This is a genomic window from Niallia sp. FSL W8-0954 (genome assembly GCF_038005605.1).
GTDB classification, from domain to species: domain Bacteria; phylum Bacillota; class Bacilli; order Bacillales; family Cytobacillaceae; genus Niallia; species Niallia circulans_A.
The window spans coordinates 3,590,828-3,607,778 of sequence record NZ_JBBOTN010000001.1 but is presented as its reverse complement, the minus strand read 5'-3'; the positions used below and the strand labels follow the sequence as shown (position 1 = coordinate 3,607,778).

At 35.1% G+C, this 16,951-nt stretch carries 16 protein-coding genes; 15 read left to right on the top strand and 1 reads right to left on the bottom strand.

Annotated elements, in window-relative coordinates:
* Positions 1 to 7 precede the first annotated feature (7 nt).
* From NX902_RS17810 to argH, 15 genes are all read left to right on the top strand, one after another.
* The gene (locus NX902_RS17810; RefSeq protein ID WP_341160880.1) at positions 8 to 1,606 is read left to right on the top strand and encodes an amidohydrolase; all 1,599 of its coding nucleotides are present in this window, start codon (positions 8 to 10) and stop codon (positions 1,604 to 1,606) included.
* 108 nt (positions 1,607 to 1,714) lie between these two features.
* The gene (gene rarD / locus NX902_RS17805) at positions 1,715 to 2,638 is read left to right on the top strand and encodes an EamA family transporter RarD (protein ID WP_341160879.1); all 924 of its coding nucleotides are present in this window, start codon (positions 1,715 to 1,717) and stop codon (positions 2,636 to 2,638) included.
* 96 nt (positions 2,639 to 2,734) lie between these two features.
* Positions 2,735 to 3,748 (top strand): signal peptide peptidase SppA, encoded by a 1,014-nt coding sequence (gene sppA / locus NX902_RS17800; RefSeq protein ID WP_095332402.1) that lies wholly within the window; start codon positions 2,735 to 2,737, stop codon positions 3,746 to 3,748.
* Positions 3,749 to 3,871: 123 nt separating this feature from the next.
* Positions 3,872 to 4,324 carry an RDD family protein gene (locus NX902_RS17795; RefSeq protein WP_412973427.1) on the top strand — a complete coding sequence of 151 codons (453 nt, stop codon included), beginning with the start codon at positions 3,872 to 3,874 and terminating at the stop codon, positions 4,322 to 4,324.
* Between the two features lie 200 nt (positions 4,325 to 4,524).
* Positions 4,525 to 5,211, top strand: a complete 687-nt coding sequence (locus NX902_RS17790) for a DUF2953 domain-containing protein (protein WP_095332398.1) — start codon at positions 4,525 to 4,527, stop codon at positions 5,209 to 5,211.
* Positions 5,212 to 5,230: 19 nt separating this feature from the next.
* On the top strand, positions 5,231 to 5,683 hold the full coding sequence (ytfJ, locus tag NX902_RS17785) for a GerW family sporulation protein (RefSeq protein ID WP_095332397.1): 453 nt from the start codon (positions 5,231 to 5,233) through the stop codon (positions 5,681 to 5,683).
* Between the two features lie 167 nt (positions 5,684 to 5,850).
* A complete protein-coding gene (tpx, locus tag NX902_RS17780; RefSeq protein ID WP_095332395.1) occupies positions 5,851 to 6,351 on the top strand; it encodes a thiol peroxidase in 501 nt (166 codons plus the stop codon).
* Between the two features lie 230 nt (positions 6,352 to 6,581).
* Complete coding sequence (gene tnpA / locus NX902_RS17775; RefSeq protein WP_095330205.1) at positions 6,582 to 7,037, top strand: IS200/IS605 family transposase; 456 nt, start codon at positions 6,582 to 6,584, stop codon at positions 7,035 to 7,037.
* 151 nt (positions 7,038 to 7,188) lie between these two features.
* Positions 7,189 to 8,172: a class I SAM-dependent methyltransferase gene (locus NX902_RS17770; protein ID WP_095332394.1), complete on the top strand. Its 984-nt coding sequence runs from the start codon at positions 7,189 to 7,191 to the stop codon at positions 8,170 to 8,172.
* 269 nt (positions 8,173 to 8,441) lie between these two features.
* A complete protein-coding gene (locus NX902_RS17765; RefSeq protein ID WP_095332392.1) occupies positions 8,442 to 9,632 on the top strand; it encodes an acetate kinase in 1,191 nt (396 codons plus the stop codon).
* 133 nt (positions 9,633 to 9,765) lie between these two features.
* Positions 9,766 to 10,602 (top strand): EcsC family protein, encoded by an 837-nt coding sequence (locus NX902_RS17760; RefSeq protein WP_095332390.1) that lies wholly within the window; start codon positions 9,766 to 9,768, stop codon positions 10,600 to 10,602.
* 44 nt (positions 10,603 to 10,646) lie between these two features.
* On the top strand, positions 10,647 to 12,983 hold the full coding sequence (gene helD, locus NX902_RS17755) for an RNA polymerase recycling motor HelD (RefSeq protein ID WP_095332389.1): 2,337 nt from the start codon (positions 10,647 to 10,649) through the stop codon (positions 12,981 to 12,983).
* Positions 12,980 to 13,486 (top strand): MogA/MoaB family molybdenum cofactor biosynthesis protein, encoded by a 507-nt coding sequence (locus tag NX902_RS17750; protein WP_095332387.1) that lies wholly within the window; start codon positions 12,980 to 12,982, stop codon positions 13,484 to 13,486. Before helD ends, NX902_RS17750 begins: the two co-directional genes overlap by 4 nt.
* 319 nt (positions 13,487 to 13,805) lie before the next feature.
* Positions 13,806 to 15,014 (top strand): argininosuccinate synthase, encoded by a 1,209-nt coding sequence (locus NX902_RS17745; protein ID WP_095332385.1) that lies wholly within the window; start codon positions 13,806 to 13,808, stop codon positions 15,012 to 15,014.
* Entirely contained in the window at positions 15,011 to 16,402 is a 1,392-nt protein-coding gene (argH, locus tag NX902_RS17740) for an argininosuccinate lyase (RefSeq protein ID WP_095332384.1), read from the top strand. The genes NX902_RS17745 and argH overlap by 4 nt, the downstream gene beginning before the upstream one ends.
* A 67-nt stretch (positions 16,403 to 16,469) precedes the next feature.
* On the opposite strand, the gene NX902_RS17735 is transcribed toward argH, so the two are convergent.
* A complete protein-coding gene (locus tag NX902_RS17735; protein ID WP_095332383.1) occupies positions 16,470 to 16,916 on the bottom strand; it encodes a universal stress protein in 447 nt (148 codons plus the stop codon).
* Between the last annotated feature and the right edge of the window lie 35 nt (positions 16,917 to 16,951).

Here is a 16,951-nt window from a genome sequence, read left to right as displayed (position 1 = left end):
GGTTTTCATGAAAAAACTTATTTATGGTGGGAAAATATACACACTTAAAGAAGACGGAGATCTCATAGAAGCTATACTAACAGATGGACAGTATATAGTAGATTATGGTGATAAGGAATATTTGCAAGAAAAACATGGCGGAACCATAGAGGGAGAAATAGACTTAAAAGGCGATGTGCTTCTACCAGGCTTTGTCGATAGTCATATGCATTTGATTGGCCACGGAGAAAAGCTTTTAAGACTAAATTTATCTGCTTGCACATCAAAAGAGGAAGCTTTACAGATGTTAGCTAGTTATGCAAGGGATATTAAAGAAGGGCAATGGATTATTGGCGATGGTTGGAATGAAAACATGTGGCCTGAACAGAAAGTCCTGACAGCTAAGGACATCGATCAGCATGTTTCTAATCATCCCGTTCTCTTTAATCGGATATGCAAGCATGCGATTGCGGTGAATTCATATGCTTTAAAGATTGCCAATATTACAAATGATACACCAGTTCCATTCGGGGGAGTTATGGAGAAGGATGAATTAGGCAATCCTAACGGTGTATTTAAAGATCAAGCTCAAGAATTAATTACAAGTGTTCTACCAAAAGTAACAGACGAATATGTGGAGAATGCATTGCGAGCGGGAATTAAAGATGCTTATCGATTAGGCCTTACTGGAGCTCATACAGAAGACTTAAATTACTATCATGGATATAAAGGAACATATCAGTCCTTTAAAAAAGTAATCGAAGAAGAGGGCAATCTATTTAGAGCCCATCTGCTTGTGCACCATGAAGTGTTTGAAGAGATGATAGAAGATGGTGGGAAATACTTAGGTGGTTCCGAATGGGTAGAGTTTGGTAGCATGAAGATATTTGCAGATGGCGCTTTCGGAGGAAGAACTGCCTTTTTAAGTAGACCGTATCATGATGATCCTTCGACAAATGGAGTAAGTATTTTTACCCAAGAAAGGTTAAATGACCTAGTAGCAATGGCTAGAGAAAAAGAATGCCCGATTGCTGTACATGCCATTGGGGATGCTGCCTTTGAGATGGTGTTGAATGCCATTGAAAAGTATCCTTTGCAAGGCTTTGGGAGAGACCGTCTTATCCATGCAACCATGCTGCGCAAGGATTTAATCGAACGCTTGAAGGGATTACCTTTAATACTAGATATCCAGCCTAGCTTTGTAGTTTCCGATTTTCCATGGGTTATCGACAGACTGGGAGAGGAAAATTTAGCATACTGTTATGCTTGGAAAACTTTATTAGAAGAAGGGTTGCATTGTGCAGGAGGTTCAGATGCTCCAATTGAAAATGTGAATCCTTTAGTAGGAATTCAAGCAGCAGTGACAAGATCTAACCAAGAGGATAAACAAGGAAAAGGATATATTCCCAAAGAGGCTTTAACGATTTATGAAGCAGTTTGCCTGTATACAAAAGGCAGTGCCTATGCAATTTGTCATGAAGAGGATCGGGGGAAAATTGAGAAAGGGTATGTAGCGGATTTTACGATTTTAAATAAGGATATTTTTCACGTAAATCCACATGAAATAGAGAAAATCAAGGTAATGAAAACGATTGTTGGAAATGAAATAATGTATGAACGTAATTAACAGAGGAAGTTAATCCATTCCAAAGATTTCTAAAAAAGATTGATTGTCAGCCTCCAAAAAAATATATATAATATGGAATATTTCGATTATAGAAAGAAGCGATGAAAAATGGAGAAAAATAATGTACGGATAGGGGCCATCTTTGCGGGAATTTCCTATTTAATATGGGGGCTGTTTCCGATATATTGGAAACATCTGCAAGGAGTAGGAGCAGATGAAATACTTGCAAACAGAATAGTTTGGTCGTTTATTTTTATGTGTATTTTACTAACTATTACACGGAAATGGACACTGTTTTTTCAAACACTACGATCTTTTAAGTATCAAAAAAAACAGGGGATTATGCTATTTATAGCCTCTGTGCTAGTTAGTTGTAACTGGTTTATCTATATTTGGGCGGTAAATGCCAACAAAATAATCGAAACGAGTCTTGGGTATTATATAAATCCATTAGTAAGTGTATTATTAGGCATTTTTGTGATGAAAGAAAAATTATCGAAGATCCAGTATGTTTCCGTTTTATTAGCTGCAATTGGAGTTTGTATTATTACATTCGCCCATGGAGCCTTTCCTTGGGTAGCAATATCTTTAGCAATGACATTTGGTTTATATGGCTTGGCCAAAAAATTAATCAAAGTTGATTCCGATGTAGGATTAACATTGGAAACCATGTTTATTACCCCATTTGCACTCCTTTATATCGGTTATTTATTTGCTAAAGGGGATCATGCCTTTTTGGCCATTTCAACCAGTTTAGACTTTTTGTTAATTATATCAGGCGTGTTAACAGCTGTTCCGTTATTATTTTTCGCTAAGGGAGCGCAGCGAATTCCTTTATCCATGCTAGGATTCATACAATACTTAACACCTACATTGACATTAATTCTTGGTGTATTTGTCTATCATGAGCCTTTTACAACGGCACACTTATTAGCATTTATATTTATTTGGTCTGCATTAACGATTTATTCTCTTTCACGAACAAAGCTATTTTCTTCAGCAAAAAAGAAAGAAGCTAAAGGAATAGCATGAGAAGTAAAATAATAAATATTGAAGTTGGTTTTTCTGAAACATTTTTGTTGGTAGGACGTATAGAAAATAGAACAAATATTAGGGGGTTTTGAGTGAATGAATGGAAAACGTTGGGCGGCTTTAGGAATAGCAGGTGTTATTTTTGCCTTCTCCATTATTACTAGTTTGGTATCAATAGCATTTACAACCGATGTGGAAGAGTTATTTGGGCAATTTCTAGGCGAAGGTAAAGCGCCTTATGTAGAAGAATACATAGAGGATGGTAATATTGCTAAGAAAATAGCGGTTCTAGAAGTGTCTGGAACGATACAGGATACTGGGGATGCTGATTCTCTTTTTTCAGCAGCTGGTTATAACCATACTTCCTTTATGGAAAAGCTGGATTACATAAAAGAAGATCCAAGTGTAAAAGGAGTTATTTTGAAAGTGAACTCTCCAGGTGGAGGAGTAGTGGAAAGTGCGCAGATTCACGATAAAATAGTGGAAATTCAAAAGGAAGCTAAAATACCTGTCTACGTATCAATGGGATCAATGGCAGCTTCTGGTGGTTATTATATTTCAGCTCCTGCTGATAAAATTTTTGCAAGTCCTGAAACATTAACGGGATCGCTTGGTGTTATTATGAGTGGATATAATTTTGAAGGTCTTGCTGAAAAGTACGGAGTCGAGTTTGTTACAATTAAAAGTGGTAAATACAAGGATATCATGAGTTCTACTAGAGAAATGACAGAGGAAGAAAGAGAAATTTTACAACGATTAATTGATAATTCTTATGCGGGCTTTGTTAAAGTCATTGCAGACGGACGAGGTATGAAAGAGGCAGAAGTAAAGAAAATCGCAGATGGTCGTATCTATGATGGAAGACAAGCGAAGGAATTAAATTTGATTGATGATTTTGGTTATTTTGATGATGTTGTAGAAAAGATGAAAGCAGACTATAAATTAAATGATGCTGCGGTTGTTAAGTATACGGACAATACTGGCTTTGGTTCCTTGTTTGGCATGACTGCGAAAAAATTAATAACAAGTGAGGATAAAGAATTAGCAAATATATTAAAAATCGTCACAAATGCTAACTCACCTCGTTTAATGTATTTATATGCAGAATAGGAGGGGAACTAATTGAGTAATGAACATGAAAAGTTGGAAACTGAAAATTCTTTAAAGGAAGAAACGGTGTCAGAAACTACTTTTTCGTACAATGAAATAGTAGATAGGAATGAGCAGACACCAATTGTACCAAAAGAAAAGAAGTTGCCATTGGGGGAAGTTTCTTATGTATATGCAGGATTTTGGATGCGCTTTTGGGCATATTTGGCAGATTTAATTATTGTTTCAAGTGTTAATCGTATTCTAATCTATCCTATTTTACGAATAGCAGATGTCCCGTTATATGAATCAGGTATTTTCTCTACGGTAAACATTTGTACTGCTATTACGTTTTATTTATATTTTGTGCTAATGACAAAATTTTTGAAACAAACATTAGGGAAAATGATTTTTGGGTTAAAAGTAGTCCCGATAAACAAAGAAAAACTAACATGGGATACTATTCTTTTCCGTGAGTGGATAGGCCGATTTATCTCCAGCAGCTTTTTCATTTTATATGCTTTAGTTGCCTTCTTACCAAAGAAACAAGGAATTCATGATTTATTTGCTGATACGGCAGTAGTACATGATCGTTAACAGAAAATGAGATTAGGATTGCAGTATTCTAACTAATATAGACCTGAACAATATATGGAAATGTTTATTTTTCGTATAATTGTTCAGGTTTTTTGTATTGATTGGGTGAGATACGGATTCTGGTAATTCCACCTGACTTAGCATGTTTAATTTTGGCTGTTTTATCCAATAATAATAAGCTGAAGGGAAGTGTTACCAAAATGAAAGTTCTTTTCATTCTAGCTATTATAATTGGTGCTTTTTTATTACTTCTACTATTTTCATTTTTTTTAAAATTAACGATACATATCCGCTATTACCATAAGAAAGATAACGATGATTTAAAAATAGAAGTTCGTGCGTTATTTGGAATTATTCGCTATAAGAAGACAATACCTCTAATTAAAATAGATGAGGACTCTCCGACATTGGTAATAGAAGAAGAAACAGAAATAACAGGCAAAAAAGAGAAAATAGAGGATACAAAACAATTTTCCGGCTCAGATTTATTAAATTTTTTGTCCAATTCCCAAGAGCTATTAAATCATGTTGTTCATTTTCACCGCATAGTAAGGTTATTTTTAGCAAAACTAACAATAAAGAATATAGAATGGAGCTCTATTGTAGGTTTAGGAGATGCCGCACATACAGGGATGATTTCAGGTGCTATTTGGTCAGTAAAAGGCAGTATCATCGGAATGATTAGTAATTATATGAAGCTGCATGATATGCCGAAAATAAACATCTATCCTCAATTTCAGGGAGTTGCCTCTGAAACATTATTTTCTTGTATGATTCAATTTCGGTTAGGGCATGCTATGATGGCAGGAATTAAACTGGTGAAATATTGGAAAGATGGTTTCCCTAATTTTAAAACAAAGGAAACGTCTATCCAAAGTAAACAATAGACAATGGAGGAATAGGAAAATGTCAGATCATCCGATTCAAGGCTTAATGACAACTGCAATGGAAAATTTAAAAGAAATGATTGATGTTAATACGATTATTGGCGATCCTGTGGAAACACCAGATGGCAGTGTGATTTTAACTGTGTCTAAAGTTGGATTTGGATTTGCGGCTGGAGGCAGTGAATTTACGTTAGAGAACCATTCATTAAATGATTCTTTAACAAAGCATCCTTTTGGTGGAGGTAGCGGTGGTGGAGTTAGTATTACACCAATTGCATTTCTGATTGTAAATGCTCAAGGAGTAAAAATGGTCCACTTAGATGAAAGTACTCATCTTTATGAAAAAATCTTGGATATTGCTCCACAAGCTGTTGATAAAATTCAGCAAATGTTTGCTAAGAAAGATTCGTCTTCTGATTCCAACAGTAGTGAAGGACAATCACAGCAACAAAAAGAAGATATTGAATTTTAATATTCAGCAAGCCGCAAATTTAATTGTTAGCAAAACGAGTTCACAAGAATCGGTGAGCTCGTTTCACTTTGCCTGTAAATGTTCTTTAAACAGTTCGTATTTTTTGCAAATAGTAGCAACTATCGATATGATGAAAGTAATTACATAAGAATATGGAGGAGAGACCAATGGCAAATGTAACTTTTAAACATAATCCAGTCACACTGATTGGGAACGAAATCAAAGTTGGAGACAAAGCTCCCGATTTTACAGTATTAGCGAATGATATGTCAGAAGTATCTTTAGCTAGCTCAAAAGGAAAGATTCGTCTTTTTAGTGTAGTTCCTTCTGTTGATACAGGTGTCTGTGATGCACAAACAAGAAAATTTAATGAGGAAGCTTCCAAGCTTGAGAATGTGGAAGTAATAACAGTGAGTGTCGATTTACCTTTTGCGCAAAGAAGATGGTGTGCAGCAAGTGGGTTGGATAATGTTATTACCGTATCAGACCATAGAGATTTGTCTTTCGGGGAAGCATATGGTGTAGTGATGAAAGAATTGCGATTATTAGCACGTGCGGTTTTCGTAGTAGATGCTAGTGATACAGTAACATATGTTGAATATGTTAGTGAAGGAAGCAACCATCCAAATTATGAGGCAGCAATCAAAGCAGTAAAAGAAGCTAATTAATTTGCTGAATGGCAGATAAAACAATCGATTATCTGGTTAATTTCTTAACCGTATGATAAGCTAGAGTTTGGCCTTTTAAAAGGGACAGACTCTTTTTATTACTCTTTTTAAACCACAGGCTCTGCCTGTGTGAAAATAAAACTTGTAGAGTCGTATTAGAAAAAAACTCCAATCGTTATAATAGAAGATGGCCGTCAAACCAACTTCAAATAACGAGAGGAGTTCTGCTCATGTCGAGCGACAATAGTTTATCACATACAAGATGGAATTGTAAGTATCATATCGTATTTATTCCCAAATACAGAAGGAAAGTAGTATATGGGAAATTAAGAAAAGATATAGGTGCTATATTGAGAAAACTATGTGAAATGAAAGATGTAGAAATAATGGAAGCACATGCCATGCCAGATCATATACACATGCTGGTAAAAATACCACCGAAAATGTCTGTTTCGTATTTCATGGGATATTTAAAAGGTAAAAGTTCATTGATGATCCATGATAGACATGCAAATTTAAAATATAATCATGGAAATCGAACGTTTTGGGCGAAAGGATATTACGTAAGTACGGTTGGATTAAACGAAAAAACAATTGCAAAGTATATACGAGAGCAAGAAGCAGAGGACCGTTTGCGAGATAATATGAGCAAACGAGAATACGTCGATCCATTTAAAGATAAGTAGGGAGAGTAAACGGTTGGCGGTCAATTTAGAGGTCCCTTTAGGGGCTTCGTTGGTAAAGTGCCCTTATAGGGCGAAATTAAAACCGCCGGTTCTACCGGCGGATACTTACTTGGCTTATTTTTTAAGAAATCTATAATAATTAGGTGATAAAATGAACATTTCTCCAGTAGAAGAATTATTTACAGTTTTTAATGAAACAGCTTTGATTATACAAGAGGAACTAGAATATACGTATTTAGAATCTTTAGCTTTAACAGGAGAGAATATTTTTCAAGAAGCGATTTTACAGGAAGAATTGAGTGAATTAAGTAAAAAAAGATTAAAAAAATCATATGAATCGATTCACTTGGCTAAATACTCAAAAGAGGAAATTCGTAAAGCGTTTCAATTAGTCATTTTAAAAGGGATGAAAGAAAATACACAGCCTAATCATCAAATGACACCAGATTCAATTGGAATCCTGTTTGGTTATTTAGTACAAAAGTTTTATACGAAAGAAGAACTTCGGTTATTAGATTTGGCAGTTGGGACAGGGAATTTATTAACCACTGTGATGAATCATCAAATCGGTAAGAACATCGCTGCCTACGGTGTTGATATTGATGACTTGCTTTTACAGTTAGCGTTAGTAAATGCTAATCTTCAGGAACAACCGATTGAATTTTTCAACCAAGATAGTTTAGAACATTTGTTTATCGATCCAGTAGACGTTGTCGTAAGTGATTTACCAGTAGGGTATTATCCAAACGATATTCGTGCGAATGAATTTAAAGTGAAAGCAGAAGATGGGCATACATATGCACATCATTTGTTCATCGAACAAAGTTTAAATTATGTTAAGCCTGGTGGCTATGCTTTCTTTGTTATTCCCAATAATTTATTTGAATCAGAGCAAGCGGCTAAACTTCATGACTATATAAAAGAAGAAGTACACATACAAGCAATAATGCAATTGCCAGAGACGCTTTTCAAAAGTAAACAGTCCGCAAAAAGTATATTGATTCTACAGAAAAAGGGGAATAATATAGTAGCACCAAAGCAAGTTTTACTTGCAAAAGTGCCTAGCTTCTCTAATATGCGTGCAATGGAAAAAGTTTTAAGTGAATTGGACACATGGATACAAGCAAATAAATAAGGATAATAATTTAAATTACGTTAAGTGTTATAAGACAGTTTCCTTTTATTATATAGAAGATAATCGGCATAAATTTGTCTTTTTTTCGAAAAAACGACGAAAATCTAAAAAAAAATGAATAACTGGGCATAATGTGCTTGAAATGTTTCTAGTAGAATGTTTTAATGAAAAACTGAAAGAAGTAAATCTTGTCTGTTGTATGATCCGATCTGTTCAATGTCAGGCAAATAAATAAAAAGTTGTTATACAAAAGGGGAGTAAATCATTTTATGGCAAAAATAATTGCGATTAATGCTGGTAGTTCTTCACTAAAGTTTCAATTGTTCGAAATGCCAAGTGAAGAAGTAATTACAAAAGGTTTAATAGAGCGTATTGGATTAACTGATGCTGTATTTAATATCTCTGTCAACGGAGAAAAAATCAAGGAAGTTACAGAAATTCCTGATCATGATGTCGCTGTAAAGATTCTTTTAGGCAAATTAACAGAGTTAGGTATTATCGCTTCTTTAGATGAAATCGAAGGAATTGGTCATCGTGTAGTTCATGGCGGAGAAGAATTTGCTGATTCTGCATTAATTACAGATGATGTAATTGGTAAAATTGATACTTTATCTGAATTAGCGCCTTTACACAATCCAGCTAACTTAACTGGTATTCGTGCATTCCAACATGTATTGCCAAATGTACCGGCTGTAGCAGTATTTGATACAGCGTTCCATCAAACAATGCCGGAAAAATCTTATTTATACAGCCTTCCATATGAATATTATGAGCAATATGGAATTCGTAAATATGGTTTCCATGGAACAAGCCATAAATACGTGTCTCAACGCGCTGCTGAATTATTAGGCCGTCCTATTGACCAATTACGTTTAATTTCATGTCACTTAGGAAATGGCGCTAGTATTGCAGCTATTGAAGGTGGAAAGTCTGTTGATACTTCAATGGGATTCACTCCTCTTGCAGGTGTTACAATGGGAACTCGTTCTGGTAATATTGACCCTGCGTTAATTCCATTTATCATGGAAAAAACAGATCAATCTGCTGATGAAGTATTACAAGTGTTAAATAAGAAGAGTGGTCTTTTAGGAATCTCTGGTTTCTCCAGTGATTTACGTGATATTACAGAGCAAGCAAAAGAAGGCAACGATCGTGCGGAACTTGCATTGAGAATTTTTGCAGATAACATCCATAAATACATTGGCTCATATGCATCTGGAATGAACGGTGTAGATGCAATCATCTTTACTGCTGGTATTGGGGAGAATAGTGAAATTGTTCGTGCAAGAGTTCTTCAAGGCCTTGAATTTATGGGAGTATATTGGGATCCAACATTGAATAAAATTTCTGGAGAAGAATCATTCGTTAACTATCCACATTCTCCAGTAAAAGTAATGGTAATTCCAACAAATGAAGAAGTAATGATTGCAAGAGACGTTTGTAGATTAGCTGGTATTTAAGTTAAGTCTGCAAAGATCTAGGATAAGAATAACAAGACAATCTTTTTCGTAGCTCAATGTACGATAAAGATTGTCTTTTATTGGCTTCTTTTAGTAAAATAAGGAATGATTCTTATTATTCAGGGGGGATTAAATGCTTACAAAAGCTGAAGCTTATTATTTGGATAAAATAGAACAATGGGAAAAGGAAAGGAAAAGTGAGCGCCCAATCAAAATTCTCCATCTTTATTCAGATTACATAGATACTGGCTTATCCTATTTACCTGAATGGCAAAAACAAAAAATTGTACGATCACTTAATAATATCTTATTTCATCTTCATGCCATCTTAATTAATTCCACATTTCAACGAAACACCGCCCAAAAAATTATGCAGCAGGCAAGAGTACATAATGAATCCATCTTCACTTTAAGAGATATGACAAAATTGAGTATAGACCAATTACAATCCATTGCAGAAAAACAAATGGCTCATTACAGGATGCTTGCCTCGGTCCAAGGGGCTTTGGCTTCAAAGCATACTGGTTTTTTCATGGGAGATTTTCTCTCGATGCTTATTATTAATCTTCGATCCGTTCAGGTTCTTGCTTCGCTATATGGGAGACCAGCAGATAGTCCCAATGAAATCATGACGGCATTGAAAGTTTTCTGTGCAGGCTGTTTACCGCATGAGCAGCGAAAAGAAGCATGGAATGAGCTAATGGATGAATTAGAGCAAGAACAGCAAGGTTTCTTTTATGATGGAAAGGATGAAATAGTTCAGGAAAAGATGCTGCATTCTTTATTAAATGAGCTGATAAAGCTTTCCTTTATTTTATTTCTTAAAAGGAAATACAGTAAGGCTGGTACCATAATAGGAGCAGCTGCGAATTACCATTTTACGAAAAGGATGACGGAAATGGCAAATCATTTTTATCAAAAAAGCTATTTACTAAGCAAACAAGATAGAATTTATCCGACTTTGAGATAGGTGCAGCAACCGTGGACTAAAATACGGATGGAAGTTTCTTATAAATGGAGAAAGGGGAAACAATGGAAGACTTTTCAATAGACGAATGGGAACAGGAAAAGAAAAGACTTGAATATACGAAAAATTATATGAATGACGTTTTGCATGAGGCGCAAATCAATCAAGGGACTTTACAGGAAAATGTGCGAGAATCCATAAGCAATGAAGAGGCGCTTGACAGTAGTTTGAGTTATATCAACTATTTAACGAATAGTAAGTTTTTGCAGCTTGCAACAACCGAGTTAAGTATTTTAAAACGTATTTTAGATGCTCCCTATTTTGCGCGGATTGATTATCAAATGAAAGGGAAGTCCCAAAAGAATGTCTATTATTTAGGAAAGACATCGCTTTTTGAAAAAGACACACAAAAACCAATTATAGTAGACTGGCGTTCACCAATTGCAAATGTCTATTACGATGGACGATTGGGAGAAGTTTCATATGAAGTCAATGAAGAAACGATTGATGGGCATTTATCGTTAAAAAGACAATTTAAAATTGAAAAAGGGGAGCTCCTTCATTATCAGGATATAGATTTAACGACGACAGATGAATTATTGCAGCAATCTCTTGCTGGAAAAGCAGACCAACGACTAACAGAGATTATTTCAACCATTCAAGCAGAACAAAATGAAATAATTCGAGCTGATTTAAATCGACCGATCATTGTGCAAGGAGCGGCCGGAAGTGGTAAGACAACTATTGCTTTACACCGAATATCCTATTTTATCTATAACTATGCAAAATATTTTCAACCTGAGCAATTAATGATTATTGCGCCAAATAATATGTTTATCGGATATATTGCACAAGCACTGCCTGATTTGGGCGTAGAGAAGATTCGCCAAACGACATTCCTAGATTATGTTTTACTATGCATTGGCAAGAAAATGAAAGTAATTCAGTCAAATAAAAAACTACTAACATTTATAAATCATACGAACAAACAAGAAGAATTGGTTAAGTGGCTTTCCCGTTATAAAGGATCTTTAGAATATAAAAAGGTAATGGATAAATATTTAGTGGATATATGTAATGAAATGAGTCCAAAAGAAGATTTTCGGGTAGAAAAATTCCCGTTATATGGAGCAAAGAAACTGGAGCGTTTATTTAAGAAGGAATACGATTATCTTCCTTTAATCAAACGGAAAGAGAAAATAAAGGGAATCTTACAAGCTGATTTAAAACGGAAAAAGAAAATAATCTTAAGTAAGTTGGAAGATAAGTATGAAGATGCATTAGATCGAGCCTTAAAGATAAAAGAAGATACAAAGCGTAAAGAGAAAGTTGTCTATTTTCTAGACACGAAGGCAGAAAGATTAGCAACAGTAAAGAAAGAAGCATCAACTGCTGTTAGAAGATATATGAAGACGATGGAAACAACCGATTTATATGGGTATTATTCCAGATTATTTGCGGATAAGGAGCTCCTTAGAAAATATACGGAAGATTCGCTAACAGAAAAGCAATTAGATTATTTGATTGCCTTCCAGCGAAAGATATTAAAACAAAAGAAAGTGGAAATCGAGGACTTAGGGGCATTATTTTATTTGCAGTATAAAATATTTGGCATAGATAAAGAATATCGAGCGAAGAATATTGTCATTGATGAAGTGCAGGATTATAGCGAATTTCAGCTATATGCCTTAAAAGCAGGACTAGAAACAGATATGTTTACCCTTGTTGGAGATTTAGCACAAGGGATTCACTCCTATCGAGGATTACAGAACTGGCAGACATTACAGCAAACTATTTTTCCGCGCGCGAATTATATGACCTTGCAAAAAAGCTACCGGACTACGATTGAAATTATGTTTTTGGCAAATGAAATTTTGCATTTAGTCAATGAAGATTTGCCCAAAGTAAAACCAGTTGTCCGCCATGGAGAAAAACCAACTGTTCATTTATATGAGCAAAAACAAGAATTGGTTGACAGAATGATTCAAGTAGCAGATCGACTGCATAATGACGGTTATCACTCTATTGCTATTATTGGTAAAACAGAGGAAGAATGTAAAGCAATATTGAAAGAGATGCAAAAAAGAAAAGTGCCTAATGTCCAATTTCTTCAAGAAAATGAAGATCTTGAAAAGAATTATTTAATTATTGTCCCAAGCTACCTTTCCAAGGGACTGGAATTTGACGCAGTTCTTCTTTTTACGTTAAATGAGTCTTTTTCCCAAGAAGAAATAGATTTAAAGCTTTTATATGTAGCAATGACAAGACCAATGCATCGCCTTCATTTATTTACACGCGACAAAGCATCGTTATTATTGGATAAGACACATGAAGCATATTTTACAGTGGAGAAAGAAAACGAGCGAAAGAGTGGGGAAAGATGAATAAACAAATCCATACGAAGCATCAATACTTACAGGTGGGCTGTAAAATAATAACCGTTAGTGATACAAGATCTGAGGAAAATGATAAAAGCGGTAAATTGATGATTGATCTGCTAGAACAGGAAAACCATTCTATACAAAAGTATGTCATTGTAAAGGATGAGAAAGAACAAATTGTACAAGAAATAATAACGGGCGTGCAATCAGCTGAAATAGACTGTATTCTCCTAAATGGAGGGACAGGAATTTCACCAAGGGATGTTACCATCGAAGCTATTAAACCTCTTTTAACAAAAGAATTAGATGGATTTGGAGAACTGTTTCGAATGTTAAGCTATACAGAAGATATAGGCTCTAGTGCCATACTAACAAGAGCGATTGCTGGAACGATTAATAATACGGTCATTTTTTGTACTCCAGGATCTACAGGGGCTGTACGGCTTGCGATGAACAAATTAATCCTTCCTGAATTAAGTCATGTCGTCAGCGAGTTGCATAAATAATAATAAAAAGGTCAATAACTTTTCATGTAAAGAAAAGGGTTGACCTTTTTTATATATAAAAATAGATTTATCTAGTAATGAAATGTATAAAATAATGCATAAAACATTAAGCTTATTTTTATAGATACAAATAATTAGTTTATTAATAGGATGTATACTGAGACTTCCTATCTTTTTGTGTGTATAAAAATAAAATTATTTAAATTTTTATAAAAATTCTATTGAAATTATTAGGGAAAGTTGTTAAAGTGATACATATAGTTTTTGAATAAAAATATAAATAAATGAATATTTATTCGCATATAGGAGGAATTAGGTAATGGCAAATCCAAAAGTAGTCTTAGCATATTCAGGAGGATTAGATACATCTGTAGCAATAAAATGGTTACAGGATCAAGGTTATGATGTAGTAGCTTGCTGCTTAGATGTTGGTGAAGGAAAGGATTTGAACTTTATACAACAAAAAGCACTTTCGGTTGGTGCAGTTCAATCTTATGTCATCGATGCAAAAGAAGAATTCGCACAGGATTTTGCACTTACTGCTATGCAGGCACATACCCTTTATGAAGGAAAGTATCCCCTTGTCTCTGCATTATCTAGACCTTTAATTTCCAAAAAATTAGTAGAAGTAGCAGAAAAAGAAAATGCTATTGCGGTCGCACATGGATGTACGGGAAAAGGAAATGACCAAGTGCGTTTTGAAGTATCTATCCAAGCATTAAATCCTAATTTAAAAGTATTAGCACCAGTCCGCGAGTGGGGATGGTCTCGTGAAGAAGAAATTGCTTATGCAAAAGAAAAAAATATTCCAATCCCGGTTAACTTGGATAGTCCATTTTCTATAGACCAAAATCTATGGGGAAGAAGCAATGAATGTGGAATTTTAGAAGATCCTTGGGCTGCCCCTCCAGAAGAAGCGTATGACTTAACAGTAAGTCTCGAAAATGCTCCTGATCAAGCAGATATTATTGAAATTGAATTTAAGGAAGGTGTCCCTGTCAGCATAGATGGTATTACTTATTCTTTATCTGCGCTAATTCTTGAGTTAAATAAGATCGCCGGAAAACATGGTGTGGGTAGAATCGATCATGTAGAAAATAGATTAGTAGGAATTAAATCAAGAGAAGTGTATGAATGTCCAGGTGCTTTAACATTGATGAAAGCACATAAAGAATTAGAAGATATTACGCTTGTAAAAGAAGTAGCACATTTTAAACCAGTTATCGAAAAGAAAATCACAGAAGTTATTTATGAGGGACTTTGGTTCTCTCCAATTACAAAAGCATTGCAAGCTTTCTTGCAAGAAACCCAGAAAAACGTGACAGGAACGGTTCGCGTGAAACTATTTAAAGGGCATGCGATTGTAGAAGGAAGAAAATCACCATATTCTTTATATGATGAAAAACTTGCTACGTATACTTCCGACGATGAGTTTGATCATGCAGCAGCGGTTGGCTTCATTAAACTTTGGGGACTTCCTACAAAGGTTCAAAGCATTGTGGAAAACGACAAGAAGGTGTCTGTGTGAAGAAATTATGGGGAGGTAGATTTACAAAATCTGCCGAGGAATGGGTAGATGAATTCGGTGCGTCCATTTCCTTTGATCAGGAGCTAGTATTAGAAGATATAGAAGGGAGCATTGCCCATGTGGCAATGCTCTCTAAAACAGGGATATTGTCAGTAGAAGAGGCAGAGAAAATCAAAAATGGGTTACTTACGTTAAAAAAGCAAGCAGAAAAGGATGAATTAACTTTTTCTGTAAAATTAGAAGATATCCATCTTAATTTAGAAAGTAAATTAACGGATTTAATTGGTCCTATAGGTGGGAAGCTCCATACTGGTAGAAGTAGAAATGATCAAGTTGCAACAGATATGCATCTTTACCTGCGAACACAAGTAAAGCAAATTATTCAATTATTGAATGAGCTGCAAAGCGCGTTGTTGGAAAAGGCAGAGCATCATATTGAAACAGTAATGCCTGGGTATACACATCTTCAGCGTGCCCAGCCTATCTCTTTTGCGCATCATTTAATGGCGTATTTCTGGATGTTTGAAAGAGACAAACAGCGATATCAGGAAAACGTAACGAGAATTAATGTATCACCACTAGGTGCCGGTGCTTTAGCAGGAACAACCTTTCCTATTGATCGTTCCTATAGTGCTGACCTACTTGGCTTTGATTCCATTTATGAAAATAGTATGGATGCAGTAAGCGATCGTGACTTTATCCTAGAATTTCTATCAACTAGTTCTATTTTAATGATGCATCTATCGCGCTTTAGTGAAGAAATTATTCTTTGGTCTTCTCAAGAATTTAAATTTATTGAATTAGACGATAGTTTTTCCACGGGAAGCAGTATTATGCCCCAAAAGAAAAATCCAGATATGGCTGAATTAATCCGTGGAAAAACCGGGCGGGTTTATGGAAATTTAATGGGCTTGTTAACTGTATTGAAAGGTTTGCCTTTAGCTTACAATAAAGATATGCAGGAAGATAAAGAAGGGATGTTTGATACCGTAAAAACGGTGGTTGGCTCTTTGCGCATTTTTGCTGGTATGATTCAAACAATGAAGGTTAATGAGCAAGGAATGGAAAATGCCACGAAAAATGACTTTTCTAATGCTACAGAATTAGCTGATTATTTATCAGAAAAAGGGATGCCTTTCAGAGAGGCGCATGAAGTAGTAGGGAAATTGGTTCTATATTGTGTGAATAAAAAATGTTATTTGCAGGATTTAAGTATTACAGAATTACAAGAAGCGAGCAGCTTATTTGAACAGGATATCTACCATGTATTAAATCCCAGAACGGCAGTTGAAAGACGAAATAGTGCTGGCGGAACTGGATTTACCCAAATAAAGCAAGCGATTGAAAAAGCAAAGCTTTGTGTTTGGGAAAAAGAAGAAGTGAAGTAAAAGAAGAAAGTTCTATTATTTGATTGCAAACACTGCTTTCTATAATAGAACTTTCTTCTTTTTATATCTATTGATCACTGCTTCTAACAATTAAAACATCACAAGGAGCATTTCTGGTAATTCCTTCAGAGACACTACCGATAATAAATCTCTCAACGGCATTTAAACCTGTCGCTCCACACACGATTAAATCTGCTTTATACTTTGTCGCAATTTCCCGAGGAACTACTGCTCTTGGAGAACCGAATTCAATTGCCTTTACAACATTCTGAACTCCTGCTGCAGTTGCTTGAACAATATATTTATCTAAGAGCTCATTAGCGAATTCATCTGATTTAGCTGCAATGGATTGATCGTACGCAGCTACCGTTGCAAAAGATCTCGTATCAATAACGTGGGCAATGACAAGCCTAGCATTATTTTCTTTTGCTATCGAAATCGCTTTCTTTATAGCATTATCAGCCTCATCTGAACCATCTACTGCCACAATAATGTTTTGATAGTTTACGTTCATAGCATTCACTCCTTAAGTTTATCTCCTTCTATTAT

What these genes read in the sequence shown, in the direction of transcription:
- NX902_RS17745 (WP_095332385.1), top strand. Translation starts at nt 13,806, where the DNA reads ATGGCAAATCCAAAAGTAGTCTTAGCATATTCAGGAGGATTAGATACA.
- tpx (WP_095332395.1), top strand. Translation starts at nt 5,851, where the DNA reads ATGGCAAATGTAACTTTTAAACATAATCCAGTCACACTGATTGGGAAC.
- NX902_RS17735 (WP_095332383.1), bottom strand. Translation starts at nt 16,916, where the DNA reads ATGAACGTAAACTATCAAAACATTATTGTGGCAGTAGATGGTTCAGAT.
- NX902_RS17760 (WP_095332390.1), top strand. Translation starts at nt 9,766, where the DNA reads ATGCTTACAAAAGCTGAAGCTTATTATTTGGATAAAATAGAACAATGG.
- NX902_RS17765 (WP_095332392.1), top strand. Translation starts at nt 8,442, where the DNA reads ATGGCAAAAATAATTGCGATTAATGCTGGTAGTTCTTCACTAAAGTTT.
- ytfJ (WP_095332397.1), top strand. Translation starts at nt 5,231, where the DNA reads ATGTCAGATCATCCGATTCAAGGCTTAATGACAACTGCAATGGAAAAT.
- NX902_RS17770 (WP_095332394.1), top strand. Translation starts at nt 7,189, where the DNA reads ATGAACATTTCTCCAGTAGAAGAATTATTTACAGTTTTTAATGAAACA.
- NX902_RS17810 (WP_341160880.1), top strand. Translation starts at nt 8, where the DNA reads ATGAAAAAACTTATTTATGGTGGGAAAATATACACACTTAAAGAAGAC.
- helD (WP_095332389.1), top strand. Translation starts at nt 10,647, where the DNA reads ATGGAGAAAGGGGAAACAATGGAAGACTTTTCAATAGACGAATGGGAA.
- rarD (WP_341160879.1), top strand. Translation starts at nt 1,715, where the DNA reads ATGGAGAAAAATAATGTACGGATAGGGGCCATCTTTGCGGGAATTTCC.
- tnpA (WP_095330205.1), top strand. Translation starts at nt 6,582, where the DNA reads ATGTCGAGCGACAATAGTTTATCACATACAAGATGGAATTGTAAGTAT.
- sppA (WP_095332402.1), top strand. Translation starts at nt 2,735, where the DNA reads ATGAATGGAAAACGTTGGGCGGCTTTAGGAATAGCAGGTGTTATTTTT.
- NX902_RS17790 (WP_095332398.1), top strand. Translation starts at nt 4,525, where the DNA reads ATGAAAGTTCTTTTCATTCTAGCTATTATAATTGGTGCTTTTTTATTA.
- NX902_RS17750 (WP_095332387.1), top strand. Translation starts at nt 12,980, where the DNA reads ATGAATAAACAAATCCATACGAAGCATCAATACTTACAGGTGGGCTGT.